This is a genomic window from Nocardioides eburneiflavus (assembly GCF_004785795.1).
GTDB lineage: Bacteria > Actinomycetota > Actinomycetes > Propionibacteriales > Nocardioidaceae > Nocardioides > Nocardioides eburneiflavus.
Map to the genome: position 1 here is coordinate 1,039,504 of NZ_SRRO01000001.1, position 25,904 is coordinate 1,065,407.

Sequence of the window (25,904 nt, forward strand, 5' to 3'; positions counted from 1 at the left end):
CAGTGATGAGTCGTACGAGACGACACGCGACCGGCCCGCTCGGGCACTTCGGGAGACGCGCCGTGCTGGCCGGCGCGGCCGGGATCTCGGCCGGGGCGATCGTGGGCCGGATGCGCACGGCAGCTCGTGCCGCGACCCTCGCGGCGGCGGGGACCGGGGCCGTCCACGGGACCGAGCCGCGCGGCCTCTACCTCACGACCCAGAACCGTCTCGCCGAGGGGCGCTTCGGCCTGATGTTCAAGAAGCTGCCGGTGTACGCGCCCAGCGACGCGCTGCTCGACGGCCTCGCCCGGACGATGGTCGAGGACCAGACGGTCCCGGACGACAGCCTCCTCAACACCAGTCAGCGGCTCTTCGCGGGCTTCACGTTCATCGGGCAGTTCATCGACCACGACATCACCTTCGACAACACCCCGCTCGACCAGCAGGAGGCGGACCCCTACGCCACCACCAACTTCCGCACCCCGCGCTACGACCTCGACTCGGTGTACGGGCGAGGTCCCGCCGGCGACCCGCAGTTCTACGACCCGACGGACCCCGACAAGCTGCTCGTGACGCCCAACGTCCACGGCGTGCTGGACGTGCCGCGCGACGCCGCCGGTCGCGCGATCATCCCGGAGCTCCGCAACGACGAGAACCTGATCGTCGTCCAGCTCCACCAGGCGATCGCGCGGTTCCACAACCGGGTCGTCGACCACGAGCGCTCGCAGGGCGTGCGGCGCGAGTGGGTGTTCGAGGCCGCGCGGCGACTGGTCCGCTGGCACTACCAGTGGGCGGTGATCCACGACTTCCTCCCGCGCATCGTCGGCGACGCCCTCGTGGGCCCCGCCGGGACTGTCTACAAGGAGGTCGCCGGCAAGCCGCCGGTCATCAACCTGAAGTACTACCGGCCCACCAACAAGGACGGCCGACCGTTCATGCCGGTCGAGTTCGCCGTCGCCGCCTACCGGTTCGGCCACAGCCTCATCCGGCCCTTCTACGTCATCAACCAGGCGTCGCTGGACCGCGGCGGCGTGCCCGTCTTCGGCGAGGACGGCGGCTTCAACCTCAACGGCGGACGGCCCGTGCCTGCGGACCTGGTCATCGAGTGGAAGTACATCCTCCCGGTCGACCCCACCTTCCCGGCCCGGAAGCCGCGCCGGCTCGACACCCGGCTCTCGCTCCCGCTGACCACCCTGCCCGGCTCCGTCGTCCCGCCACCTGACCCGACGGTCCACCTGGCCGTGCGCAACACGTTGCGCGGCAAGCACGTCGGGCTCCCGTCGGGTCAGCAGGTCGCCCGCGCGATGAGGGAGCCGGTGCTCAGCAACGCCACCCTCGGCCTCTCCGGCGATCCGGGATGGGGCGGTGAGGCCCCGCTCTGGTACTACGTCCTCAAGGAGGCCGAGCTGCCGCCGAACAACGCCGAGCGCCTCGGCGCGGTGGGTGGGCGGATCGTCGCCGAGGTGCTGGTCGGCCTCCTGCAGCGGGACCCGACCTCGTACCTCTACCTGGATCCCGCCTGGAAACCCACGACGCCGATAGCACCCACGACCGGTCAGTTCGGCTTCGCGGAGCTGCTGAAGTTCGCCGGGGCGGCGTGAGGGCGGACCGGCGCGTGGCGCCGCCCGGCTCAGCTACGTGAGTCGCTTCCGGAGGAACCCCTCGACGGTGACGGCGGTCGGGAGGAGCGACCGGGTCAGGCTGACGTCGGCCTCGACGTCATGGGTGGCGAGCCAGCGCCACATGCGCGTGAGGTCCTGGCCGACGAAGCGCTCGAACAACCACACCGGCATCGGGAGCCGTCGTGGGTTGCGACCGGTGACCGCGCGCCACTCGGCACGGCACTGCGCGAGGGTGCGCACGTCCGCGGCGAGACCGAGGTCCTGCCCCACGTAGGTCGCCGGGTCGCCGAAGACGTGCGCCGCGATCGCACCCAGGTCGTCGGCGGACAGCCACGGCAGCGGCCTGTCCTCGCCGACGATCCGAGGCATCAGGTGCCATGCCGCCACCGCCGGGTAGAGGTCCTTGTCGGTCATCAGCTCCATGAAGGCCATCGGCCGCAGCACGGTCAGCGACAGGCCACGGCTGCGCGCGTACGCCACCACCTCGAGCTTGTCGTCCCAGGCCGCGACACCGGTGCCGGGGGTGCCGGGGCCGGCGGAGCCGTGGACGAGGTGGGCGACGCCGGCGTCCGTCGCCGCGGTCGCCACGTTGCGTCCCTGGGCGACCTCGCCCTCCGCGGAGGCGATCATGGGGTTCTGGACGCTGTAGACCCCGTACGCCCCGGCGAACGCGCGACGCAGCGCCTCGACGTCGCCCATGTCGCCAGTGACGACCTCGACTCCACGACCGGCGAGCTCGCGAGCGGCCGGTGACGTCGCCGTACGCGTCACTCCGCGCACGCGCCATCCGTCGGCGAGGAGGTGTCGCGCGACCGCACCGCCCTGGCGGCCGGTCGCGCCGGTGACCACGATGAGCTCGTCGCGCGCCACGGGCCACCTCCTCGATCGCCGCGCTCGACTCCCAGTGTGCCGCGAGATCAGCTGGGGAGGGAGCCCTTGGTGAGGTCCTCGGCCAGCATCACGAGTATGCCGCTGGGGCCGCGGAGGTAGGTGAGGCGGTAGGCGTCCCCGTACCTCGCCACGCCCCGCAGCGGATGGCAGCCGTGCCGCACGGCGATCTCGAGGGCCTCGTCGAGGTCGTCGACCGAGAACGCCACGCGGTGCATGCCGATCTCGTGGGGCCGCGTGGGCTCGGTCTCGATGGCGTCGGGGTGGAGGTACTGGAAGAGCTCGAGGCGACCCCTGCCGTCGGGCGTCTGGAGCATCGCGATGTCGGCATGGTTGCCGTCGAGGCCGACGGCCGTGTCGGCCCACTCCCCGCTGACGGTGTCACGGCCGAGGACGGTGAGCCCGAGGTCGGTGAAGAAGGCGATGGCCTCGTCGAGGTCGCGGACGGCGATCCCGACGTTCTCGAGGGTGATGGGCATGCCCGCACGTTACCGATCAGGAGTGCCCGGGGAGGCTGGGAACAAGGTGGCGCCCATGGCGGCGACGTGCGCCGGCGTCGAGCCGCAGCAGCCGCCGACCAGGTCGATCCCGAGCTCGGCCAGCCGGGTGGCGTGCACGGCCATGTCACCGGCGGTGGCGTCGTACTCGAAGTGGTCGCCCACCACCTGCGGCAGGCCGGCGTTGGACTGGGCGACCAGGAGGACGTCGTCGGTCCGGGCCTGCGCCATCTCCGCGGCGATGACCTCCATCTCCGCCGGACCGCGCCCGCAGTTGGCCCCCACGGCGTCGGCGCCAGCCGCGGCGAGGTGCGTCACCGCGTCGCCCGGGCGGACGCCCATCATGGTGCGCAGATTGGTGTCGAAGCTCATCGTCACGGCAACCGGAAGCCCGGGCGCGACCTCGCGCGCCGCGGCGAGGGCCGCGTCGGCCTCGGCGAGGTCGCTCAGCGTCTCGACCAGCACCAGGTCGATCCCGCCCTCCACCAGCGCAGCGAGCTGCTCGGCGAACAGCGCCTGGGCCTCCTCGGGGGTCAGCGTGCCGAGCGGCGCCAGCAGCTCGCCCGTCGGGCCGAGGCCGCCGGCGACGAGCAGTCCGTGCTCGTCAGCCACCGACCGTGCGAGCTCTGCCGCCGCCCGGTTCACCTCGCCGACGCGCTCGCCGAGCCCGTGCAGGTCCAGGCGCGGGCGGGTGCCCCCGAAGGAGTTGGTCGTCAGCAGCCGCGCCCCCGCGTCGGCGTACGCCGCGTGCGCCGCGCGGACCTCGTCGGGGTTCTCCAGGTTCCAGAGCTCTCCGGGCACACCGGCCTCGAGGCCGCCGTCCTGGAGCAGCGTGCCCATGCCGCCGTCGAGCAGGACCGGACGGCCCGCGCCCAGGAGCGCCCGGAGCCGGTTCATTGGCCCAGCCCGTCGAGATAGGCGGCGATCCTGTCGGCCGGCCACTGCGCGTCGAGCTCGGCGGCGACCCGGTCGAGCACCTCGCTCGGCGTACCGTCGGCCTCGGTCCAGGGAGACCGTTCCCAGCCCGCCAGGTAGTCGTCGGCCCCGGTGTCACCGAGCCGCATCGCAGCCTCGTCGATCGCCTCCTGGAACCGCGGCGCGAGCTGCGACTTCACGGTCTCCTCGTCGGCTCTTGCGGCCACCATCGAGGGAAGGTCGCGCCACCGGGTCACCTGGTACTCCGCCATCTGGCGCAGCCTAGTTCCGGTGCCGCGTCTGGTGCGGGGTCGTCCGCCGAGTGGCCGTCCTCGCCTCAGCGCTCGTCCTCGAAGACGACGTGCCCTGTCGGCAGCACCGAGCCGTCGTACTGGGTCCTGAAGACGTCCTCCAGCACCCTGCGCACCCGGTCACGCTGCGACTCGTCGCACTCGATTCGGATGCACTCGACCATGCCGAGGCGATCGTGACCTGAGTTGAAGCCCGCCAGGGCAAGCGCGGTCTCGGGGGTCACGGGATCCACTCCCGCGGGGATCGCGAAGGCAACGGTGTGCGTGCGCGGGTCCCTCAGGTGCGCCTCGCGCCGCGACTCCTCGCGGACCCAGCTGCGCAGGAAGAGGCTGAGGGCGATGCTGCCGCCCACCACGACGACCACCAGAAGCACGATTGCTGCGGCCATGACTCCTCCTCGGTCGCTGGTCGGGGTACGTCTCGACCATGCCCGCCGACAGGGGCGCAGCGGCAGTGCCACCTGTCACCCGGTCGGGGGTCTCTGGGCCCGAGTGCCGACGAGCCTGGGTCGGAACGCGACTTGGTGTGGTGGTCCCGGGTTCTCGGGGCACGAGGAGCTGCAGGACGGGATGCCTGCGCCGCTTCGCGGCGGTTTGACGCACGTGCTCGCGGCGCTCGTCTCGCAACTGAGCGCGTGCCGGTGAGTGAACGAAGAGGTCCGTGCTGCCGCCTTCGTCGCCTGCCCGGGACCGGTGGGACCTGCGCGCGGGATGGTCACGCTCTTGACCAGCAGCAATCCTGCTCGCTGCGACAGCACCTCACGCCGTTGATGACGCGGTCACCCACCGAGAAGCGCGGGAATCCCGGCCGGCGTGGGTGTCATTGCCGTCAACGGTGCAGCGGAGTTAGCGTGCGAGCGGAGGCGGGTACCCGATTTGTGCCTATACACCTGCGCCGCCTTACCGCGCATGGCTTCCTCCGCCGCGCACATAGTGAGGGGTGGGCGCGAGTGCCGATATAGTCGGAGCGAACCTTCGCGACCCATTGATGACTCCTCCTTGGGCATCCGCCCCTCGCGGAGTCGCCGGATCTCACCATTGAACTCGATTCAGGCCGTCCACGAAGACGGTGGAAACGTGGTAATCGATGACGCAATCACCGGATGAGGCGTTAGATACCGAGATTGACTACTCCGAAGAAGTGCGGGCCGAGGACACCGACAAAGCTCCATCCACTGTGACGTTCACCTTCTTCCCGAATGATGACCGGCCATGGGCGATCGACTTCGCAGGCGCATGTCCCCGATGTGGGCATAACCAACCGGTCTTGCGACGACAATTGGTCACGATCGCGGGCGCCAGCAAGATGAACGAAGCGCAGCGTCGCCGCGCAGAAGCCGAACTTGCAGACTTCGGGATCGACCTATCGCGGGGAGACGAAACGTTTCCCCTCAGGTGTTCCTGCCAGAACCGCCATGGCAAGAGGCCTAGCGGAAAGGCCGGTTGCGGGTCGTCCTACAACGTGCGAGTGGTGTGGGAACCGTGACGCCTGCTCGCTTTGAGCCACCGCTGGTCCCGGTCACTGCAGTTGCTGAGGAGTTCGAGCGGCAGTGGTTGTCATTGGCCGACAAGCAGTTAGAGTCCGTACGCAAGATGGCCGAGAACTGGCGCACGGGCCTTGCTGCCCTTCTTGGGCTCGTCTCCATCTTCTCCGTTGTCAAGGCTCCGACTGCGACTGCGGACATGGACACTTGGGCGATTTGGACGACCGGCGGGCTGCTCTTTACCTCGGCCCTCCTTGCAGTGCTCGGCGCCGACCAAGCAATGCGAGCTGCCTACGGGGTGCCACAGCGGATGGTCCGGGCCAAGTTCTTCCAGATCGGTGGAACGCAGGGGATCAATCTCGCGCAGGCTGAAGATGCCCGGTCGGCATTGCGCGTTGCGCGGATCATGACCTACGTCGCCTTGGCCGCGCTCGCCGGGTCCGTAGCGATGACCTGGTGGGGTCCTGGCTCCGATTCCGATCAGGTGCGGGCGACCACGTCGCAAGGACTAGTTGTCTGCGGCACGCTGGTGGAATCAGCCGACGGTGTCATACAAGTCGACTCGAAGACCGCGGGACCGCAGCGCGTGAAACTCACTCAGGTTGTAAAGCTTGAAGCGGTGAGTACGTGTGATGAGTGACGACGCGCTCCCGGGCGACCCCACCAATCAGCTTGAGCGCGCCCTGATCAACATCGTTCACGGACTTGGATTCGATCCGCCGGACCGGAAGGCCATGCTTCTTCCGCCTCAGACACGAATCGTGAAGTCCACGGGCAACGACTACAAGTGTTTCACTATGTGGTTCGGCGGCCAGGCCACAGTACGGATGGGCGGGTCTACTTACAACGCTCTCAGCGCACTGACCAGGGCGGCTGCGACCTTCTTCGTAGCGGACGACCGTGGCGAGAAGCCGTCAACGTCTTGGCCGGCCGCTCGAGATCAGCTCGCCTCGGCCATCGATTGGTGCGCCTCGCCCGCGCGCACACCGCACATCGTCATTCCAAAGGTGACCAAGTCCCAGCACGTGCCGGCAACCGCCTTTGCTCAATACGCCTATCGGTTCATCATCTGCCACGAACTGGCGCACATTGTGCTGGAGCACCGGGATGAATTGAAAAAGGATTCCGACGCCGAGGACACCTCGACCCTCCGGGCATCACAGCAGCAAGAACTGGAAGCCGATGAATTCGGCTTCCGGATGCACGTAGAGTCGCGGCCGCAACCAGAAATGCTCGTGACTGCCTTGGCCTCTCCAATCTACTTCGTATACCTGCTTCGAGCGTTCGACGACTATCGGCTCGCTGCGCTGGCCAATCTGGTTGACTACAAGGCCTGGAAGATCGAGTACAACTATCCGCCATACCTTCAGCGCATCTTTGGTCTCATGGGGCAAGCCCAAGACATGGCCGGCGCGAATGCAGCGAAGGGGCTTCAGATGGTCCATGAAGGACTGTCGGAGGTTGTAGGTCAAGCATGGGAAGCATCTGAGCGCCTCCGTACAGAGGTGGCGGAGCAGACGACCCACGTCATCGCCTCTCGCAAGCGGGAGGCGGCCAACGAGTTGCGCTCGCTGCTCGAGCGAAGCCCGATCGGAGTACTGGAGGCGCTCGACGTTGACCGGCAGCGGTCTTGGGAGACCCATGGCTGGCCGTTCGCGGAAGTACTTCCACCAGAGTTCCCGAATTTCCTCCGATTGGATCAGGCGGAGCGTGCACGACTCCTCGCATGAGCGGACTGCCATCATCCTTCACATCAGGGCTTGTGATCTGTCTCGGATGCGCCTTCGACACTGAGCCAAACCAACAAGCTGGCCAGGGGGTCACCCGCTCGCACACTTGAGCGGGTTCGTGCGACACGAGTTCGGACCACAACCGCCGGAGTGACGCACCTTCTCCAGAGCCCGGATCGAGGCATGTCAGTGGGTCAAGTCCCTTGGCGTGGTGTACGACGGTGATTCGTCGTTGATGGTGGTCAGGCGCTGATCGCGCCGGCGGTGATGGCGTCCTCCTCTTCGGGCTCGGTGGTGATGAGGGTGAGGCGGCTCTTGGCCAGGACGTCGAGTCCGAGGTAGCGGCGTCCGTCGGCCCATTCGTCGTTCTGCTCGGCCAGCACGGCTCCAACGAGCCGGATGATCGAGCCTCGGTCGGGGAAGATCCCGACGACGTCGGTACGGCGACGGATCTCGCGGTTGAGGCGCTCGTTGGGGTTGTTGGACCAGATCTGGCGCCACACGGCCTTCGGGAACGCGGTGAACGCGAGCACGTCGTCGCGGTGGGCGTCGAGGTGGGCGTGGACCTCGGGCAGCTGCGTGGTGTTGTCGAGGAGCTTGTCGTACTGGGCGTGGACGGCGTCGGTGTCGATCTGGTCGAACACCGAATGCAGCATCGCCTTCACCCCGCCCCAGGCGTGTTTGGGACAGATCGACATCAGGTTCGCGGCGTAGTGGGTACGGCACCGCTGCCACGACGCCCCAGGCAGGGTCGCCCCGATGGCGTCGACCAGCCCGGCGTGGGCGTCGCTGGTGACCAGAGCGACCCCGGACAGGCCACGGGCAACGAGGTCCTTGAAGAAGGAGTTCCAGCCGGCACCGGACTCCGCGGTCGAGGTCGCGACGCCGAGGATCTCGCGGAACCCGTCGGCGTTGACGCCGGTGGCGACCATGACCGCGATCTTGATGACCCGGCCACCTTCGCGGACCTTCATCGTCAGCGCGTCGGCGGCCACGAACGTGTACGGGCCGGCGTCGAGGGGGCGTTCGCGGAAGTCGCGGACCAGCTCGTCGAGATCCCGGGCCATCACACTGACCTGGGACTTCGACAGCCCGGTGATGCCCAAGGACTGCACCAGTCGATCCATCCGCCGGGTCGAGACGCCGAGCAGGTAGCAGGTCGCGACCACCGACGTCAGGGCTGCTTCGGCGCGGCGGCGTCGCTCGAGGAGCCACTCGGGGAAGTAGGAACCCTCCCGCAGCTTGGGGATCGCGACGTCGAGGGTGCCGATCCGGGTGTCGAGGTCGCGGTGCCGATAGCCGTTGCGGCGGTTGGACCGCTCGGGGTCACGGGCGCCGTAGGAGGCACCGCAGACGCTGTCGGCATCGGCGGAGAGCAACGTGTTGATGAAGCCCTGCATCAGCTCGCGGAGCAAGTCAGGGCTGGCCTGTGCCAGGTGCTCGTTCAGAAAGTCGGCGGGGTCGATACTGGGACCAGCGGTCATCGCTGTGCCTCTCTTCGAGTGGGTTGTAGGAGATTCCTCGAAGAATCACGCGGTGACCGCGCCAGCGTCTATGCCAGGGCCGTCACCACGTCATACACCACTCTGCTGGACTCAACTTGTCAGTGCGGGACCAACAGCACGCGTCGCAACGCGCATCGGCTCGGTTCACATGTGCTGCTACGTGCCGGAGACCGAGGGTTCCCCAGTGTCGCCCGAAGGAGGGGAGAGGTGCCGGATCGCAGCAGCTCCAGCGGCCACGATCACCAGGACAGCGCCGACCCACTGGCGCTCGATGAGACGGTCGCCAAGCAGATGTCCCGCGGCAAGCCCAAAAACCGGGATCAGAGGCAGGAAGCTCCCTGCGACCGAGGCGGGTACACCCCTGAGGCCGCCCACGAAGAACCAGAACGCGAAGCCGTAGTAGACCATCCCGGACGCTGCCGCGAGTGCCCACGTCGCCACATCATCCGGCAGGTCGAGGTCAGCGGCGCCAATCACCGATGCGATACCGGCAACAACGATGGCGAAACACAGGGCGGCGACCTGCTGCACAAGGACCACGGCCAGGGAACTGTCGTCGAGGAGCAGCCTGCGGGTGAGCACCGCATAGAACGCGCAGGCCGAGACCGCGGCCACGGTCAACGCCACACCCATGACATCCCCAGATGCTCTCGGGCGGTAGATCACCAGCAGTACCCCGACCAGTGCCGTGGCCACCGCTGCCGTTGTGGCCAGTGCGATCCGCTCTCGCAACACGAGGACTGCGAGCAGCATGATCAGGATCGGTTCGGTGGCCCACAACAACACCGACATGCTGGCCGTGATGCTCACCAACCCCAGCAGGCCGAGGGCGTAAGCCAAACCGGGGTTGAGGACGCCAAGAAGGGCGAGCGTGACCATGGCTGGTGACGAGTTCAGCCGCACCCGGAGCAGCAGCATGGCAAGCAGCAAGAGGAGAGCGCTGGCGGCGAGCTCAACGGCAAGCAAGGTCAGTGGCGCGACGCCACGATCGAGAACATGTTTGCTCAGCACGGTGCCGCACCCCCAGCAGGCAGTGGCGGCAACCAGCAGAAGGACATGACGGTACGACGGCGAGACGGGCACGGCTGTGACTCCGGTCAGAGAGACGAGTGGATGGGCTCGAGTGCTCGGCTGACGCGCGGAGATACGTCAGCTCTCAGTCCGCTCGACACTCGTCGTCACAGCAGTCATACGAGGGCAGTCGACAGCGCCGTCCAGCCATCGCAGACCCGCCCATGGCGACCATCGTACGTCTCGACAGCGGGGGTCGACACTCGCCTTCACACGCGCCCCAAGCCAGCCCTCAGCTCGGCAACTCCGGTAACTGACTCGTCAGGGCAGCGCCAGAGGTGCCTCGTGCACGAACCATGCGAGTGCGACGCAGTTGGCAATGACCGTGAACCAGAAGATGGTGCGGAACGGTTGCTTGGTCGTCTTGTGTCGGAAGACCTGCTGCGCGACCAGCGCACCCGGCCAACCACCAATGACGGCGAGCGTGTGGAGGGTGGACTCCGACGTGCGCCACCTGCCCTGTTCCGCTGCGGACTTGTCGGCGCGATACATCAGGAACGCAACTGCGCTGAACAGGCCGTACACACTCAGCAGCGTGACTGGCAGCTCGTCCAGCACGAGAAGGCCCAATAGGAAGGTGAAGAACAGCGCCGCGGCGGCGAGCGCCGTGGGCACTCCAGGCGCGCCTGCACGGCTGGCCGATACGGCGCCGACGTATCGCACATCAGATGCGCGCGCCCGGTTCCGCTCGTCTCGAAGCTCGGCGTAGGTGACCTCGCACCCGGCGACTGGCCGCCGACCACCAGGAAACGCACTCACGTGCGCGAACACGCGGGCGCCTCCAGCAGCCGGCGTGATGAAGCCGAAGCCTCGGTCGTCATTCCAATCCGCCAGCAACCCCTCTGGCGCCCGACGACGTCGTCAGCAGTCACGCGATCGGCTCCTTGGCTCAGGTGACGAGTACAGGTGATCGGCATTATGCGTCGTTCGCATTCGCGAGGGGGCGAACTCGAGAAGCACAGTCCGACGCGGCGGAGCGTCGCTCTCCAGCTCCAGGGTCCGCGCGAAGAGGCGTGGACAGTTGGGAGAGGTCTGGAGGATTCTGAGAGGTGGTCTCGGGTCCTGTTCGTCGCCGCGATCGGAGGTCCTGTGAGCGCGCTTCCTCGCCCGGACTTGCCCAGCGGCGCGCATCGTGACCTGGTCGCCGCGCTCCACGACCTGCATCACCGTGCAGGCTGGCCGTCCCTCCGTACCCTTGCCGCTGAGACAGGCGTCTCGCACACCACCGTCTCCAAGGTCTTCTCGGCGCCGATCCTCCCGAGGTGGGGCACGCTGGAGCTCCTCGTCGAGGCGATGGACGGGGACACCACCGCCTTCCACGCGCTCTGGCTGAGCGCCTCGGCCCCGGCGGGGCATGCCAGCCACCATGAGCCGCGGATCGCCGGGCGACGCACCGAGCTGGCCGCCGTGCACCGCCACCTCGAGGCCGGCAACGGGCTGCTCCTCGTCACCGGCGAGGCCGGCATGGGCAAGACGGCTCTCGTCGAGTCCGCGAGCGCCGACGTTGACTGCTTTGTCGCCCGCGGCCACTGCCTTCCACTGTCCACCGAAGTGCCGATGCTGCCGATCGTGGACGCATTGCGCTGCATCCTGGACAGCGACGACGGGCGGTGGCTCGACGAGGCCGTGGCCGGCTGTCCCGGCTATGTGGGCAGTGCCCTTGCCGAACTCCTGCCCAAGCTCGCCGCGGCAGCCGAGCCCATCCGGCAGCGCGACACCACTGGACGGCAGCGCCTTTTCGTCTCCATCGCGTCACTTCTGCGGTCTCTTGCCTCGAGCCATCCGCTCGGACTGCTTGTGGAGGATCTCCACTGGGCCGACACCGGCACCCTGGACCTCCTCGAACACCTGCTGACCACCCCGCAGCGACTCGCCGTGGTCGGCACGTGGCGCGTCGAGGACGTCACCACGGACGCCGGGCACGTCGAGTGGTTCGCACGGATGACGCGGTTGTCGAAGGTGAGACAAATCGAGCTGTTGCCACTTTCCGAGGGCGAGACCCGTGAACAGCTGAGCCTTCTCGGTGTGGACCTTCGCGATGACCTGGCAGCCCGTGTGCACAGCCGCACAGGGGGACAACCTCTCTTCACCGAGCAGCTGGCAGCGCACCTCGAGGACGACGCGCCGCTTCCGCGGCTCCTTCGCGACCTCCTCGACCAGAGATTCGCCGGTATCTCCCAGGCAGCCTGGTCCATCACGCGCGCGCTGGGTGTGGCCGACCGGTCGCTGACAGCCGACGTGCTCGTCGCAGTCACCGGGCTACCGCACGAGCGTCTCGTCGGTGAGCTGCACGAGCTACACGGTCGTCGCCTGGTTCGTACGACCCGTCTCGGCGCCGCGGAGCTGGCGCACCCGCTTCTCGCCGAGGCAACCCGCCGACGACTCGTGGCGGGCGAAGCGCGTCAGGTGCACCGCGCTCTCGCCGGGGTGCTCGGCGCTGAACCGGACGCCTCACCGGCCGAGGTCGCCACTCACTGGGAAGGCGCGGCAGAACCGGGTCGAGAGATCGCGTGGCGAATCGCCGCCGCGCGGTCGTCGGCGGAGAGGTACGCGGTCGCCGGGGAGGCCGAGCAGTGGCTCCGGGCCCTGCAAATCTGGCCCTCTGATCGCGCGACCGCCGGTACACCGCCCGTCACGCGTGCCGAGGCGTACCTGGCGGCGATGGATGCCCTGCGGGTCTCGCTGCAGTTCGACCGAGCCGCGCAGATGAGTGACGAGTCCGGGGACCGCTTGGGCGCCGTCGACCCGCTCACCCGCGCCCATCTCCTTCGTCGAGCCGCCGACTATCGAGGGCAACGCGAGGGGCCCGAGGTGGGGCTGGCGGTCATCGAGGAGGCCATCGCGGCTTATGAGGCCCTGCCGGTGGACGTCGGGATGGTCCATGCACTTCTCCGGAAGGAGGCCCTGCTGCAAGCGACCGGTCGATACGTCGAGGCCGGAGACGTCGCCCGGTTGGCGGCGCGGGTGGGCGAACGGGTCGGGGACGCCCGGGCGCAGCGGACCGCTCTGAGCTGGGTGGCCTGGCACGAAGGTGTGGAGGGCTTCCAGGAACAGGCGATGCGAACGATGCGCCGGGCGGCTTCCCTTGTCCCAGCCGGCTCCGATCCCGAGGGCGACATCCGGCAGGCCGTACTGCTCACCGACGTGTTGTTGCAGACGGGGAGCAGCGCCGATGATGTCGAGCTGGCCGGGCGACCCGCACTGGAGGTCGCCGAGCGTTGGAAGATCGAGAGCTACCACGTCCTGCTCGTCCGCTCTAACGTCGTAAGAGCACGGATCCGCCAAGGTCGCGTCGCCGAGGCGGCCAGCTTGGTCGATCTCGCGTCCGAGGGACCAGTCGACATCGACCGGTGGCCGCTCCACCTGGATCGCGCGATGCTCGATTGCCTGCGCGGTCATGTCGATCTTGCGCGGGCTCGGGCCACCTCACTAATGGACGGCTTCGGTGACCGAGTCGTCGGCGACGACCTGGAGTTCCTCAGCGACGTCGCAACTGTTCACCTCTGGAGCGGGGAGCCGGACAAAGCCGTCGCGATGCTCCTTCCTGCACTCGATGCCATGGTGGAAGGGACCCCGGCCAACCTCACGCGCCCAGCCCTTCTCGTTGCGGCACGCGGGGCAGCCGAGGCTACGGCGCCGGAGTCGCCGCTCGGACGGCACTATCTGGACACGCTCGTGACACTCGCCGCTCGGCTTCCCACCGACCAAGGGGGACGCGAGCGCGGGGACCGGCGGATACCAGCCGCCTATGCTCGAGCGCTATCCGCCCAGTGGACAGCGGAGATAGCGCGCTTGAGTGGCGCAGGGACCGTCGCCCGTTGGGTCGCGTCTGGAGACGCATGGGATGCGCTGTCCCGGCCTCACGACGCCGCCTACTGCTGGTGGCAAGCTGCACAGGTGGCCCTACAGGAAGGTCAGGGCACTGTCGCGACCAAGCTGCTCAAGCGTGCAGCCAGGGACGCCCGCGAGCACGTACCACTGCTCGACGCCATCACGAAGACCGCGGCTGGGATCGCACAAGAATCGCTGAACTCCCCCGAGTGATCTGGCGAGAGATCCGTGCCCTCGTTTGCGGTGCGGACGACGGCGCGCCCGCGCCCGGCATCAGCGAGGTCCACTACAGCCGGGTGAACGTCGGCGCCATCGCGGCGAACTGGGCGTCGCCCCGCAGCCCGTACCTCGCCGACCATCGAAGCCTGTGGAGCACTCCCGCCAGTCCAAACCCAATGTCCGGGGTGACTGTCGGTGCCCTCTGGAAGAGTGCCTTCATGACAGCGATCCCGCACTTCGACGACCACCATCTGGTGGCCTTCGCGAAGTCCCTGGAGGCCGACCTTGCGGCCTTGGGGGAGCGCCCGCTGTGGTCGATGTCGACTCAGGACGCGGAGGACGCGCTGGTGTCGCTGACGCGGGCACGCGGTCAGCTCGATGCCTTGCTGATGCGCGTGCTGCGGCAGGCCGAGGCGGTGGGTGCGGGCCTCGACACGGGTGCGACATCGACGGTCAACTGGTGGTCGCACGTCACGCGCACCTCCCGTGCGGAGGCTCACCGCACGGCACGGCTGGCCCGGTCACTGGAGGACCACGCGGAGGTCTCCCAGGCGTTGGTCGCCGGCGACGTGCGGACCGACCAGGCGAGAGTGGTCGTCGAGTCGGTCGACGACCTCCCCCAGACGGTCGCCGACTGGGTGCCCGAGGCGGCGACCCGGTTCCTGCTGGGCAAGACCGGTGAGCACGACGCGAAGGCGCTCCGCGTCCTGGGCCGTCGCGTGCTCGAGGTGGTCGACCCGGTTGCCGCGGACGTCGAAGAGGCACGTCGGCTGGAGGCCGAGGAAGCAGACGCCCTGGCGGCAGCGTCCTTCACCATGGTCGACGACGGCCACGGGTCGTGCCACGGCCGGTTCACCATCCCCTCCCTGCACGGGGCGATGCTCGCCAAGGACCTCAAGGCGCGCGCCGCGCGGAGGGTCGACGCGTCCACCCACGCCGAGGACGGCTCCGACGCGGGCGCTGCTCGGCTCGGCCGGCACCGGATGGGGCTCGCACTCGTGGACTACATCGAGACTCGTCCCCGCCAGTCGGTGCCCACGGCAGGTGGCCTCGCTGCCACCGTGGTCGTGACGATGGAGCTCGAGGCGCTGCTCGGCGGGCTCAAGGCCGCGTCGCTCGACACCGGCGGGCGGATCAGCGCCGGCGAGGCGCGTCGGCTGGCCTGCCGCGCGGGGATCATTCCGGTGGTGCTGGGCGGGCCGAGCGTCCCCCTCGACGTCGGACGCAGGCGACGGTTCCACACCGAGGCCCAGCGCATCGCGATGGGGATCCGGGACGGGGGCTGCACCGCCGACGGCTGCGACGCCCCACCGGGCATGACCGAGGCCCACCACGACGAGGTGCCGTGGTCGCGGGGAGGACGGACGAGCGTCACGAAGGGGCGGCTGCTCTGTCCTCCGCACCACCGACGCATCCACGATCCCGCCTTCCAGCACCACCTCGACAAGCACGGCAAGGTCCGCTTCACCAGGCGGACGTGAGGGACGCCGCCGATCGTGGATGCCGGCTCCCCTCGCCCCGACTAACCTGAGAGGCCTCGCCTCACCCCTGGGGCGGCCGGGCTCCGCAGGCCGACCTGCGCGGCGACCGGGATCCGTGAACAGTGGTCCGACCACATCGGCAGGGGTTGCCCGGCGGCCGGGTCGCACGACCCGGCCCGCCGGTGCCGGAGGGCCTCAGCCGCGCAGTCGTACGGCACCGCCCGAGGCGGGGCCACGATCAGGGTCGCCTTGACATCCGCCGAGGCGGTCCGAATGGTGGCCCCGACCCGTGTCCCCAGGATGAGGAGCTCCCGCCATGCCCAGCACCAGCACCAGCCCGAGACAGCGATCATCGGGACTCTCCGGGGTGATGCGGCCGGTCAACTCCGTCGTCGAGCGCTTCATCCCCAGTGCGCTGGTCTTCGCCATCGTGCTGACCTTCGTCGTCGCGATCCTCGCGCTGCTCCTCACCGACACCGGCCCCGTCGAGGTCACCCGGGGCTGGGGCGAAGGGCTCTCGGGCCTGCTGGAGTTCATGACGCAGATGGCACTGATCCTGCTGCTCGGCCACACCCTGGCCAACACGGGTCCGGTGCGCAGGCTGCTGGCGTCGCTGGGCGGGTTGCCGAGGACGGCCCTCCAAGGCTACCTGTTCGTCTTCGCGGTCGCCGCCGTGGCGTCCCTCATCACCTGGGGCCTGGGCCTCGTGGTCGGTGTGCTGCTTGCCGTCGAGGTCGCCCGCCAAGGCCGCGAGAAGGGGCTCGAGCTCCACTTCCCGATGCTCGTCGCGGCCGGCTACAGCGGCTACGTCATCTGGCACATGGGCTACTCGGGATCCGGCACCCTGACAGCCGCCACCGAGGGGTCGTTCATCGCCGAGCAGCTCGGTGAGACCGTCCCGATCGCCGAGACCACCTTCGCCTGGTGGAACATCCTCGCGATCGTCGTCACGATCCTCGCGGTGGGCATCGGGCTCGCCCTGGTGGCACCGCGCGCCGGCGACCGGATCATCGAGATGAAGGCCGACGCGCGGTTCGACGACGACATCGCGATCGACGACGAGGTCGTCACCCCGGCCGACCGGGTGGACGCGAGCCGCGTCCTCACGCTGTTGGTCGGCCTGGCCCTGGTCGCCTACCTGGTGATCCACTACGCGGACGGCGGCACGGCGACCCTCGACGTCGTCAACTGGACGTTCCTGGCCCTGATCTTCCTGCTGGTGCGCAGCCCACTCGAGCTGATCGCCCTGGTCAAGAACGCGGCCTCCAACGTCGGCGAGATCCTGCTCCAGTTCCCGCAGTACGCCGGGATCATGGGGATCATGGCCACCTCCGGCCTGATCACCGTGTTCTCCGACTTCATCGTCGACACGGCCGGGCCGTCGACCTTCGGCGTGCTGGCCTTCCTCTCGGCCGGGGTCGTGAACTTCTTCGTCCCCTCCGGCGGCGGCCAGTTCGCCGTGCAGGGGCCGGTGATGCTCGACGCCGGCGCACGCCTGGGGGTCGACCCGTCGGTGACGATCATGGCGATCGCCTACGGCGACCAGTGGACCAACATGATCCAGCCCTTCTGGGCGCTACCGGTGCTGGCCATCTCCGGGCTCAAGATCCGCGACATCCTCGGCTACACGCTGGTGACGCTCCTCGCGTCCGGCGTGGTCTTCGCTGCGACGATGCTGCTCGTGGGGGCCGGCTAGGCGAGGCACTCCGTACGGACCTGGGGACCAAGGTCCCGTCGAGGTCCGGACCTTCGCCGCTCGTACGGGCACCATCGCCTCGCCCAGGGTGGAGCCATGACCCTCGCACTGCCCGCGCTCGTCCCTGCCCTGCCCACCCACGAGCGCTGGTTCGTGGAGTCCCAGCCGGCGGGTGACTGGTCCTTCTTCCTCTCCCCGCTGCCGCTGGTGCTCACCGCGGCCGTCGTCGCGGTGGCGCTCGTGTGGCGTGCCGTCGCGATGCGCGTCGACGGACCGGAGCTGCGCCTCCTGGCGCCCGTGGGCCGGCTGGTGCCGTGGATCCCCCGGCTGCTGGGGATCCACCTCGGGGTCGCGCTGCTCGCGCTCGCCGCCACCGGGGCGTTCATCACGCCGTCGATCGACCACCTCGAGGGAGCGGGCGGCAACGCCCTGCTCCTGGTCGAGGGCGCGCTGGGGATCTGGCTCGTGACCGGGTGGCAGCTGCGTGCGGCCGCCGCGCTGGTGCTGGCCCTCGCCCCGGCGCTTACCGTGGTCGCGGGGTGGACGGCGCTCGGCGAGTGCGCCAACCTCGCTGCGGTCGCCGCCTTCCTGGTCGTCGTGCCGCCCGGCCCGGACGCGTACGGCGCCGCGCGCCCGTCGCGGGCGCACCTGAGGTGGGCGTTGTTGTGGTTGCGCCTCGGCGTGGGCACGGCCCTGATCGTCCTGGCCTTCTCGGAGAAGCTCACCAACCCGGCGATGGCGATCGACACCCTCGAGCGCTACCCGGCGCTGGACGTCTTCGCGCTCGTCGGCCTCCAGGTCTCGCCGGAGACCTTCGTCGCGGTCGCCGGTGCGACGGAGCTGCTGTTCGGACTGCTCGTGATCTCGGGGGCGTTCCCGCAGGTGGCCGTCCTGGTCGCGATGGTCCCGTTCAACGCGACCCTGCTGTTGTTCGGCCAGACCGAGATGGTCGGGCACCTGCCGGTCTACGGGGTGTTCCTGGCGCTGCTCGTCTACGGATCGTCGGAGGAGACGTTCCGCTCGGTCCGCTGGCTGCTGGGGCGTACGGCGCGACGGGTCGAGATGCCGGTGACCGCCGCCGCGTGAGTCGCAGGCTCGGCGACTGCGCGGAGCGCCTCGAGGTCCGCCCGGTCGTTCGCGCCGCCGAGCTCGTCGGGTCGCGGCAAGAGGGACGCGGTCGGTCAGGCGAGGGCGCGCACCTCGCCGGTGAGGTGCTGGTGGGCGACCGTGCGTCCGCCGGCCGCGAGCAGCAGCCACCGCACGGGACCCTCGATCCGGCGGCCGGCGCCCCACTCCCAGGCCACGTCGGTGGCGACCAGGTGGACGTCACGCATGCGCGGCCCGAGCGGGATGCGCCGTGACCACCAGATCACCCGCTCCAGCGAGACGACCGCCGCGTCCCGGGGCATCGGGTGGTCGATGCCGAGCGGGACGCAGATGTCCTGGGTGTGCACGAGGACGTCGAGCAGCGGCTCGCGCTCGGAGAGTCCCGGCACCGTGCGCCTGGACCCCACGAAGCCGCGCAGCGTGCTGACGATCTGCTCGTGGTCCAGCGGGCTGCGCAGCGCCGCGTCACGCACGGCCGCGTTGTAGCGGAACCCCGAGCGGACGGCGATCCCGAGCAGGTCGCGGACACCGACGTGCGAGTGGGTCAGGTGGGCGGCGACGTCGCGGACCGTCCAGCCCGCGCACAGCGACGGGGTGCGCCAGGCGTCCTCGGGCAGCTGCTCGAGGAGGTCGGCCAGCGCGGAGCGCTCGGTGTCGACATGACGCCAGATCGTGTCGCTGTCCATGGCACCGTCCCCGCGATGGTCAGAGTATCTGTCTAATATGGCGCCGTGGGCACCGAGACGTCAACGGATGACGGCCGGCCGAACGTCGGACTGCTGATGTACGTCGCGGCGCGGTCGCTCGAAGCGCGGGCGTACGACGCCGTGGTGGCCGGCGGGGCCGACGACATCACGCCGGCCCAGGCGCGACTGATGGCGCAGATCGACCCGGGCGGGACCCGCGTGGTGACCCTCGCGGCCCGGGCTCGTACGACCAAGCAGTCGGCGGCCTTCCTCGTCGACCAGCTCGAGCGGGCCGGGTACGTCGAGCGCGTCGCCGACCCGAGCGACGGACGGGCCAAGCTGATCCGGCTCACGCCGCGTGCCCGCGCGATCGGCGACCTGGCCGATGCGGAGGTGGCCCGGGCGCTGAGCGAGTGGGAGGGGCACGTCGGATCCACCCGCATGCGACAGCTGGAGGAGACGATGGCGATGCTGCGCGAGATCACCGACCCGTGGGCCTGACCCGCCTCCTCGACCACCCGTCGAGGAGGAGGCGGCACGTGGTGCGGCTCAGGCCTGGATCGGTACCTCGTAGATGTTGTCGGCAGGGTGACCCGCACGCTCGTGGATCCTCTGGACGGCCTCGGCGCTCGGCGCCTCGGACAGGCAGAAGACCATCCCCGACTCGGGGTCGGCCCAGGCGTGCTTGAAGTTCACCTGCTCGTCATCCTGGATCGCGAGGTCGGCCTGGTGGGCTTCGGCGAGGGCCTCGGACGTGACCCCCTTCATCGTGGTGTGGACGTCCATGAACTCGGGCATGGCAGACCCCTCTCTCTGGAACTCTCACTGTGCTCCCACATCCGCCGAGGCGCCATCGCCCGTATGGGGCAAGGTCCGTCCCTGCAGCACCCCTCGCGCCGCCTGCCACGGAACCGCGGTCGAGGACCGCGGCGGTCGCGACGCCAGAGCCCCTGTCGGCGCTCCCGCGGGGGTCGTACTCTGGAAGCACATCCCCGTTGGACGTGCTATGTGGTGGCTTGCCTGGCTCATTGCCGCAGTGCTCCTCGGCGTGGCGGAGTTCCTCACGCTGACGCTGGCGTTCGGCCTCCTGGCTGGCGCCTCCCTGGCCGCGGCCGTCGCCGCGGGCCTCGGTGCGTCGGTGCCGGTGCAGCTGGTCGTCTTCGCGGTGACCGGCGGCATCGGGCTCGTCGCCGTACGCCCGGTCGCGAAGCGGCACCTCGCGCTGCCGCCGGTCTCCCGCGAGGGCAGCGACGCGCTCGTCGGCCGGTCCGCGGTGGTGACGAGCGAGGTCAGTGCCGCCGGCGGGATGGTCCACCTCTCGGGGGAGGACTGGTCGGCGAGGCCCTACGTGGACGGACTGGTCATCCCGGCCGGGGTACAGGTCGACGTGTTCGAGATCGCGGGAGCGACCGCGCTGGTGCACCCCCGTGACGCCCTGCTCGAAACCCAACCCAGAGAGACGTGAGTGCGATGGAGCTGTTGTGGGTCCCCCTGGTCGTCCTGGCCGCCCTGGTCGCCTTCGTGGTGGCCTCCTCGATCCGGATCGTGCCGCAGGCCCGGCGCTACAACATCGAGAGGTTCGGTCGCTACCAGCGCACTCTGCAGCCGGGGCTGAACCTGATCATCCCGCTCGTGGACCGGGTCAACACCAAGCTCGACGTGCGCGAGCACGTCTACACCTCCGAGCCCAAGCCAGTGATCACCGAGGACAACCTGGTGGTGGCCATCGACACCGTCCTCTACTACCAGATCACCGACCCGCGGGCCGCGGCGTACGAGGTCACCGACTACCTGCGCGCGATCGACCAGCTGACCGTCACCACGCTGCGCAACCTGATCGGATCGATGGACCTCGAGAGCACCCTCACCTCGCGGGAGACCATCAACGTCCGTTTGCGCGAGGTCCTCGACGAGGCGACGGGACGATGGGGGATCCGGGTCAACCGGGTGGAGATCAAGGCGATCGACCCGCCGCGCAGCATCCAGGAGGCGATGGAGAAGCAGATGCGGGCCGAGCGCGACAAGCGCGCGGTCATCCTGCACGCCGAGGGTGAACGGCAGTCGCTGATCCTGACCGCCGAGGGCACCCGCAGCAAGATGATCCTCGAGGCCGAGGGCCGCCAGCAGGCCAAGATCCTGGAGGCGGAGGGCGAGGCCCAGGCCCTGGAGCGGGTCTTCCAGGCGGTCCACGACAACGACGCCGATCCGCAGGTGCTCGCCTACAAGTACCTCGAGATGCTGCCGCGCCTCGCCGCGAACGGCAACGGCTACTTCGTCATCCCCGGTGAGCTCAGCGAGGCGATGCGGACCGTGACGTCGGCCTTCACCGAGAGGTCGGCGGCGGGTGATCCTCCCGCCGCGGAGGCCCCGCCCGAGCTCGACGGCAGGGCGGTGCCACCCCCGCGAGCACGACTGGTGCCCGACGGCGGGAGTGGGTGAGCCGCAGGAACCCAGTGTCACCGCGACCCCCCGCGTGGCGGGGCTGACCTCACAACCCCGCCACCACCTCGGTGCCCTGCTTGATCGCGCGCTTCGCGTCGAGCTCGGCGGCGACATCGGCTCCGCCGATCAGGTGCACCGTGGCTCCGCCGATCAGGTGGGCGTGGCGGCCGAGCCCGTCGTACAGGCCGCGCACGGAGTCCTGCCCGGCGCAGACCACGATCGTGTCGGCCTCGACCACGCGGGCGACGCCGTCGACGGTGATGTGCAGGCCCTCGTCGTCGATGCGGTCGTAGGTCGCGCCGCTGACCATTGAGACCTTCGACTGCTTGAGCACGGCGCGGTGCGCCCAGCCGGAGGTCTTGCCGAGCCCGATGCCGATCGGGGTGGTCTTGCGCTGCACGAGAGTGACCTCGCGCATCGGCGTACGCGGCTTGGCCTCGGTGAGGCCGCCGGCGGTGAGCGCGGGGTCGCCGACGCCCCAGTGCGACATCCAGTCGTCGAGGTCCTCCTCCTCGTGAGTGAGGAAGACGCTCACGTCGACGCCGATGCCGCCCGCGCCGATCACCGCGACGCGCTTGCCCGGCACGACCAAGCCGCTCAGCACCTCGGCGTACGACGCCACGCTCGGGTGGTCGATGCCGGGGATCTCCGGGATGCGGGGCTGGACGCCGGTGGCGACGACGACCTGGTCGAAGCCGGCGAGGTCGTCGGCCGTGGCCTCGGTCGAGAGGCGTACGTCGACACCGAGGACCTCGAGGCGACGGGTGAAGTAGCGCAGGGTGTCGGCGAAGTCCTCCTTGCCGGGCACGGCCATCGCGAGCCGGAACTGCCCGCCGAGCTCGGCGGACCTCTCGAACAACGTCACCGCGAAGCCGCGCTCCGCCGCGCTGGTCGCGGCGGCCAGGCCGGCCGGACCGGCGCCGACGACGGCCACGGTCTGCACGCGCTGGGTCGGCATCAGCACCAGCTCGGTCTCGTGGCAGGCGCGCGGGTTGACCAGGCAGGAGGCCCGGTCGTTGGAGAACACGTGGTCGAGGCAGGCCTGGTTGCAGGCGATGCAGGTGTTGATCTCGTCGGCGCGCTCGTCCATCGCCTTGGCGACGAAGGCCGGGTCGGCCAGCAGCGGCCGCGCCATCGAGACCAGGTCGGCCTCGCCCGCGGCGAGGATGTCCTCGGCCAGCTCGGGGGTGTTGATGCGGTTCGACGCGCACACCGGGACGTCGACGACCTGCTTGAGGCGAGCGGTGTACGACCGCCAGGCGCCGCGGGGGACCTGCGTGATGATCGTCGGCACCCGGGCCTCGTGCCAGCCGATGCCGGTGTTGAAGACGGTGACGCCGGCGGCCTGGAGGTGCAGCGCCAGCTCGGCGGTCTCCTCCCAGGTCTGGCCGCCCTCGACCAGGTCGAGGAGCGAGATCCGGTAGACGATCGGGAAGTCCGGACCGACCAGCTCGCGCGAGCGGCGTACGACCTCGACGGCGAAGTGCATTCGGCGCGCGGGCGAGCCGCCCCACTGGTCGTCGCGGTCGTTGGTGCGTGCGGCGAGGAACTGGTTGATCAGGTAGCCCTCGGAGCCCATGATCTCGACCGCGTCGTAGCCGGCCTTGCGGGCCAGGGCGACGCTCTTGGCGAAGGCCGTCGCGGTGTGGTCGACCTCCTTGCTCGACATCGCGTGCGGCTTGAACGGCGTGATCGGCGACTTCTTGTCCGACGCGCTCTGGGAGAGCGGGTGGTAGCCGTAGCGCCCGGCGTGCAGCACCTGCAGCGCGATCGCGCCGCCGGCCTCGTGCACCGCGCCGGTGACGCGCTGGTGCCGCATCGCGTGGAGGCGGTTGGTCATCTCGGAGGCGAACGGCTTGAGCCAGCCCCGCTTGGTGGGGGCGTAGCCGCCGGTGATGATCAGCCCGACGCCACCGCGCGCCCGCTCCTCGAAGAACGCCGCGAGCTTGTCGATGTCCCACGGGTGGTCCTCGAGCCCGGTGTGCATCGAGCCCATGACGACGCGGTTGCGCAGCGTGAGCGCGTCCGGGCCGGCGCCGAGGGTGAGCGGCTCGAGGAGGTGGGGGTAGCGGGGGTGGGTCATGACGTCTCCATCTCGTGGGCCTGCAGGTACTCGGTGATCCAGTCGATCCAGAAGTGCTCGAGCCGGATGCCGCCGCGCAGCACCAGCCAGCGGTCGCGCAGCCCGGGCGCGAGGCCCGTCGGGTCGGGGAACTGCTCGCGCTCCATCTGCTCGTAGGTCGCGAGGCGGAGCGCGTGGTCGGCCCTCGCGTCGCGCAGGTGTCGCATCAGCGCGGTGCGGTCGCCGTACGACGCCCCGCGCAGCTTGACGGCGAGCTCGCTGCGGAAGGTCTCCATCGGCATCGGGGTCTCCAGCCAGTCGGCGAGCACCCGGCGTCCCTCGGCCGACGGGGTGTGCACCCGTTTGTCGGGGCGGCCCTCCTGCTCGACGACCTCGACGGTGACCCAGCCGTCGGCCTCCATCCGGGCGAGCACGCGGTAGATCTGCTGGTGGGTGGCGTGCCAGAAGAAGCCGAGCGACCTCTCGAAGCGCCGGGTCAGCTCGAGGCCGCTCGCGGGTCGCTCGCTGAGCGCGACGAGGAGGGCGTGCTCGAGGGCCATGGAGGCATGGTGCCGTACCTATGCAACGAGTTGCAAGCGCGGCCTCAGAGCACCCCGGCGCCCGCGATCTCCTCGAACACCAGCTGGGTCTCGGTGTGCCGGACGACGGGGTGGACGTTGAGGTGCTCGAGCACCAGGTCGCGCAGCTGGGCGGTCGAGGAGACGGCGACGTGGAGGAGGTAGTCGTCCTCGCCCCCGACGTGCAGGACGCGCAGCACCCCCGGCACGTGCGCGAGGACCTGGTGGAAGCTCGCGACGTGGTCGCGGTTGTGGCTGCCCAGGCGGACCTTGATCACCGCCTGGATCGGGTAGCCGAGGGCGGCCAGGTCGATGTCGGCGTGGATGCCGCGGACGACACCTCGCTCCCGCAGGGACCGTACCCGCTGCAGGCAGGTCGACTCGGCGATCCCGAGGCGCTTGGCGAGCGCGGCGTTGGTGACCCGGCCGTCCGCGGCGAGCTCGGTGAGCAGGCGCCGGTCGAGCGCGTCGAGGGGTGCAGGATCCACCGAGGGGGAGGCAGGGGGCATGGGTCGTTCCTCGTGATCTTCGGCGTGATCGCCGCATCGAGAGCAGTTGTTCGGAGTGTGTTGCAATTGATCGAGGATTCCGCGACGGTGGCGCGCATGTCCAGTCTCGACACCCTCGCCGTGCACGCCGGCCGCGCCGACCTGGGGGCGCTCGGCGTCCACGCGCTCCCGCTCGACCTGTCCACGACCAACCCGCTGCCGAGCATCGACGCGGGTGGCGAGTCGTACGAGTCGATGGCGACCGGCGGGCGCCCCGCCGAGGGCGGCATGGTCTACCAGCGGCTCTGGAACCCGACCGTCGGCCGCTTCGAGGACGCGCTCGCCGGTCTGGAGCACACCGACGCGGCGGTCGCGTTCTCGACCGGGATGGCCGCCGTCACGGGTGCGGTGCTGGCGGCCGTCGCCGAGGGTGCGGGGCGCCACGTCGTCGCCGTCCGGCCGCTCTACGGCGGCACCGACCACCTCCTCGCCTCCGGGATCCTCGGCGTCGAGACGACCTACTGCGCGCCGCACGAGGTGGCGGGTGCCGTACGTCCCGACACCTGCCTCGTCGTCCTGGAGACCCCGGCCAACCCGACGCTCGAGCTCGTCGACCTCGACGCCGTCGTCGCCGCGGCCGGTGACGTACCGGTGCTGGTCGACAACACGTTCGCCACCCCGGTCCTGCAGAACCCCGCCGACCACGGCGCGGGACTGGTGCTGCACAGCGCCACGAAGTACCTCGGCGGCCACGGCGATGCCATGGGCGGCGTCATCGCCTGCTCCGCGGAGTGGGCCGCAGCGCTGCGCCGCGTCCGCGCCGTGACGGGCGCGCTGCTCCACCCGATGGGCGCCTACCTCCTCCACCGCGGCCTGGCCACGCTCCCGCTGCGGGTGCGCGCGCAGCAGGACGGAGCCGGCAAGGTCGCCGCCTGGCTGGCCTCGCACCCGGCCGTGCGTGACGTGCGCTGGCCCGGTCTCGCCGAGTGCGACCCGCTCGGCCTCGTCGGGCGGCAGATGCGCGGGCCCGGCGCGATGCTCGCCTTCCGCGTCGAGGGCGGGTACGCCGCCGCATCGTGTGTGACGGAGTCGGTCCGGCTGTTCACCCACGCCGTCTCCCTCGGCGGGGTGGACTCGCTCGTCCAGCACCCGGCGGCGCTGACCCACCGCCCGGTCGCCGCGGAGGCGAGGCCGGACGCCGACGTCCTCCGTCTCTCGATCGGCCTCGAGGACCCCGAGGACCTGTGCGCCGACCTCGGGCGCGCGCTGGACGAGGCCTCGCGACCCTGACAGCACCGGTGTCATGATC

General features: G+C 69.8%; 24 protein-coding genes. 11 read left to right on the forward strand and 13 right to left on the reverse strand.

Translation table 11 applies throughout. From position 1 onward, the window contains the following. The first annotated feature begins 5 nt into the window (after nucleotides 1-5). Nucleotides 6-1,583, forward strand: a complete 1,578-nt coding sequence (locus EXE59_RS04930; protein ID WP_135837900.1) for a peroxidase family protein — start codon at nucleotides 6-8, stop codon at nucleotides 1,581-1,583. Between the two features lie 33 nt (nucleotides 1,584-1,616). Here the strand turns inward: EXE59_RS04930 and EXE59_RS04935 are convergent, their stop codons facing one another. From EXE59_RS04935 to EXE59_RS04955, 5 genes are all read right to left on the reverse strand, one after another. Further along, complete coding sequence (locus EXE59_RS04935; protein ID WP_168218407.1) at nucleotides 1,617-2,474, reverse strand: NmrA/HSCARG family protein; 858 nt, start codon at nucleotides 2,472-2,474, stop codon at nucleotides 1,617-1,619. Between the two features lie 47 nt (nucleotides 2,475-2,521). Further along, nucleotides 2,522-2,971, reverse strand: coding sequence for a VOC family protein (locus tag EXE59_RS04940; RefSeq protein ID WP_135837901.1), 450 nt, complete (start codon nucleotides 2,969-2,971; stop codon nucleotides 2,522-2,524). 9 nt (nucleotides 2,972-2,980) lie between these two features. Continuing rightward, complete coding sequence (locus EXE59_RS04945) at nucleotides 2,981-3,886, reverse strand: homocysteine S-methyltransferase family protein (protein WP_135837902.1); 906 nt, start codon at nucleotides 3,884-3,886, stop codon at nucleotides 2,981-2,983. Continuing rightward, a complete protein-coding gene (locus EXE59_RS04950) occupies nucleotides 3,883-4,176 on the reverse strand; it encodes a virulence factor (RefSeq protein WP_135837903.1) in 294 nt (97 codons plus the stop codon). The genes EXE59_RS04945 and EXE59_RS04950 overlap by 4 nt, the downstream gene beginning before the upstream one ends. A 65-nt stretch (nucleotides 4,177-4,241) precedes the next feature. Further along, the gene (locus EXE59_RS04955; protein ID WP_135837904.1) at nucleotides 4,242-4,604 is read right to left on the reverse strand and encodes a hypothetical protein; all 363 of its coding nucleotides are present in this window, start codon (nucleotides 4,602-4,604) and stop codon (nucleotides 4,242-4,244) included. Nucleotides 4,605-5,688: 1,084 nt separating this feature from the next. On the opposite strand from EXE59_RS04955, the gene EXE59_RS04960 reads away from it, so the two are divergent. Beyond that, the gene (locus tag EXE59_RS04960; RefSeq protein WP_168218408.1) at nucleotides 5,689-6,339 is read left to right on the forward strand and encodes a hypothetical protein; all 651 of its coding nucleotides are present in this window, start codon (nucleotides 5,689-5,691) and stop codon (nucleotides 6,337-6,339) included. Further along, entirely contained in the window at nucleotides 6,332-7,429 is a 1,098-nt protein-coding gene (locus EXE59_RS04965) for a M48 family metalloprotease (protein WP_135837906.1), read from the forward strand. Before EXE59_RS04960 ends, EXE59_RS04965 begins: the two co-directional genes overlap by 8 nt. Before the next feature lie 242 nt (nucleotides 7,430-7,671). Here EXE59_RS04965 and EXE59_RS04970 read toward each other — a convergent pair whose 3' ends face one another. The 3 genes from EXE59_RS04970 to EXE59_RS04980 form a co-directional block, all read right to left on the reverse strand. Next, nucleotides 7,672-8,913: an IS256 family transposase gene (locus EXE59_RS04970; RefSeq protein WP_135837907.1), complete on the reverse strand. Its 1,242-nt coding sequence runs from the start codon at nucleotides 8,911-8,913 to the stop codon at nucleotides 7,672-7,674. A 177-nt stretch (nucleotides 8,914-9,090) separates the two neighbouring features. Continuing rightward, nucleotides 9,091-10,017 carry a DMT family transporter gene (locus tag EXE59_RS04975; protein WP_135837908.1) on the reverse strand — a complete coding sequence of 309 codons (927 nt, stop codon included), beginning with the start codon at nucleotides 10,015-10,017 and terminating at the stop codon, nucleotides 9,091-9,093. 249 nt (nucleotides 10,018-10,266) lie between these two features. Then, nucleotides 10,267-10,842, reverse strand: a complete 576-nt coding sequence (locus tag EXE59_RS04980) for a cold shock and DUF1294 domain-containing protein (protein WP_135837909.1) — start codon at nucleotides 10,840-10,842, stop codon at nucleotides 10,267-10,269. A gap of 252 nt (nucleotides 10,843-11,094) precedes the next feature. Between EXE59_RS04980 and EXE59_RS04985 the strand changes: the two genes are divergently transcribed. The 4 genes from EXE59_RS04985 to EXE59_RS05000 all read left to right on the forward strand — a co-directional run bounded on the left by EXE59_RS04985 (nucleotide 11,095) and on the right by EXE59_RS05000 (nucleotide 18,318). Beyond that, complete coding sequence (locus EXE59_RS04985) at nucleotides 11,095-14,049, forward strand: ATP-binding protein (RefSeq protein WP_168218409.1); 2,955 nt, start codon at nucleotides 11,095-11,097, stop codon at nucleotides 14,047-14,049. A 224-nt stretch (nucleotides 14,050-14,273) separates the two neighbouring features. Then, on the forward strand, nucleotides 14,274-15,536 hold the full coding sequence (locus EXE59_RS04990; RefSeq protein ID WP_168218410.1) for an HNH endonuclease signature motif containing protein: 1,263 nt from the start codon (nucleotides 14,274-14,276) through the stop codon (nucleotides 15,534-15,536). A gap of 316 nt (nucleotides 15,537-15,852) precedes the next feature. Beyond that, the gene (locus EXE59_RS04995; protein WP_210428890.1) at nucleotides 15,853-17,232 is read left to right on the forward strand and encodes a short-chain fatty acid transporter; all 1,380 of its coding nucleotides are present in this window, start codon (nucleotides 15,853-15,855) and stop codon (nucleotides 17,230-17,232) included. Nucleotides 17,233-17,328: 96 nt separating this feature from the next. Then, on the forward strand, nucleotides 17,329-18,318 hold the full coding sequence (locus EXE59_RS05000; RefSeq protein ID WP_135837912.1) for a hypothetical protein: 990 nt from the start codon (nucleotides 17,329-17,331) through the stop codon (nucleotides 18,316-18,318). Between the two features lie 95 nt (nucleotides 18,319-18,413). Here EXE59_RS05000 and EXE59_RS05005 read toward each other — a convergent pair whose 3' ends face one another. Further along, complete coding sequence (locus EXE59_RS05005; RefSeq protein WP_135837913.1) at nucleotides 18,414-19,025, reverse strand: maleylpyruvate isomerase family mycothiol-dependent enzyme; 612 nt, start codon at nucleotides 19,023-19,025, stop codon at nucleotides 18,414-18,416. A gap of 45 nt (nucleotides 19,026-19,070) precedes the next feature. Here EXE59_RS05005 and EXE59_RS05010 point away from each other — a divergent pair, with 45 nt between their 5' ends. Continuing rightward, on the forward strand, nucleotides 19,071-19,526 hold the full coding sequence (locus EXE59_RS05010; RefSeq protein ID WP_246056513.1) for a MarR family winged helix-turn-helix transcriptional regulator: 456 nt from the start codon (nucleotides 19,071-19,073) through the stop codon (nucleotides 19,524-19,526). Between the two features lie 48 nt (nucleotides 19,527-19,574). On the opposite strand, the gene EXE59_RS05015 is transcribed toward EXE59_RS05010, so the two are convergent. Continuing rightward, a complete protein-coding gene (locus EXE59_RS05015) occupies nucleotides 19,575-19,823 on the reverse strand; it encodes an SCO4226 family nickel-binding protein (RefSeq protein ID WP_135837914.1) in 249 nt (82 codons plus the stop codon). Nucleotides 19,824-20,031: 208 nt separating this feature from the next. On the opposite strand from EXE59_RS05015, the gene EXE59_RS05020 reads away from it, so the two are divergent. Both EXE59_RS05020 and EXE59_RS05025 read left to right on the forward strand, forming a co-directional pair. Continuing rightward, nucleotides 20,032-20,490 carry an NfeD family protein gene (locus EXE59_RS05020; RefSeq protein WP_135837915.1) on the forward strand — a complete coding sequence of 153 codons (459 nt, stop codon included), beginning with the start codon at nucleotides 20,032-20,034 and terminating at the stop codon, nucleotides 20,488-20,490. A gap of 5 nt (nucleotides 20,491-20,495) precedes the next feature. Then, on the forward strand, nucleotides 20,496-21,464 hold the full coding sequence (locus EXE59_RS05025) for an SPFH domain-containing protein (protein ID WP_135837916.1): 969 nt from the start codon (nucleotides 20,496-20,498) through the stop codon (nucleotides 21,462-21,464). Nucleotides 21,465-21,513: 49 nt separating this feature from the next. Here EXE59_RS05025 and EXE59_RS05030 read toward each other — a convergent pair whose 3' ends face one another. The 3 genes from EXE59_RS05030 to EXE59_RS05040 are packed head-to-tail and all read right to left on the reverse strand — an operon-like array spanning nucleotide 21,514 to nucleotide 24,616. After that, nucleotides 21,514-23,550 carry an NADPH-dependent 2,4-dienoyl-CoA reductase gene (locus EXE59_RS05030; RefSeq protein WP_135837917.1) on the reverse strand — a complete coding sequence of 679 codons (2,037 nt, stop codon included), beginning with the start codon at nucleotides 23,548-23,550 and terminating at the stop codon, nucleotides 21,514-21,516. Next, entirely contained in the window at nucleotides 23,547-24,089 is a 543-nt protein-coding gene (locus EXE59_RS05035; RefSeq protein WP_135837918.1) for a PadR family transcriptional regulator, read from the reverse strand. Before EXE59_RS05035 ends, EXE59_RS05030 begins: the two co-directional genes overlap by 4 nt. 44 nt (nucleotides 24,090-24,133) lie before the next feature. Continuing rightward, nucleotides 24,134-24,616 (reverse strand): Lrp/AsnC family transcriptional regulator, encoded by a 483-nt coding sequence (locus EXE59_RS05040; RefSeq protein ID WP_135837919.1) that lies wholly within the window; start codon nucleotides 24,614-24,616, stop codon nucleotides 24,134-24,136. A gap of 96 nt (nucleotides 24,617-24,712) precedes the next feature. Here EXE59_RS05040 and EXE59_RS05045 point away from each other — a divergent pair, with 96 nt between their 5' ends. Next, a complete protein-coding gene (locus EXE59_RS05045) occupies nucleotides 24,713-25,885 on the forward strand; it encodes a trans-sulfuration enzyme family protein (protein WP_135837920.1) in 1,173 nt (390 codons plus the stop codon). Nucleotides 25,886-25,904 lie beyond the last annotated feature (19 nt).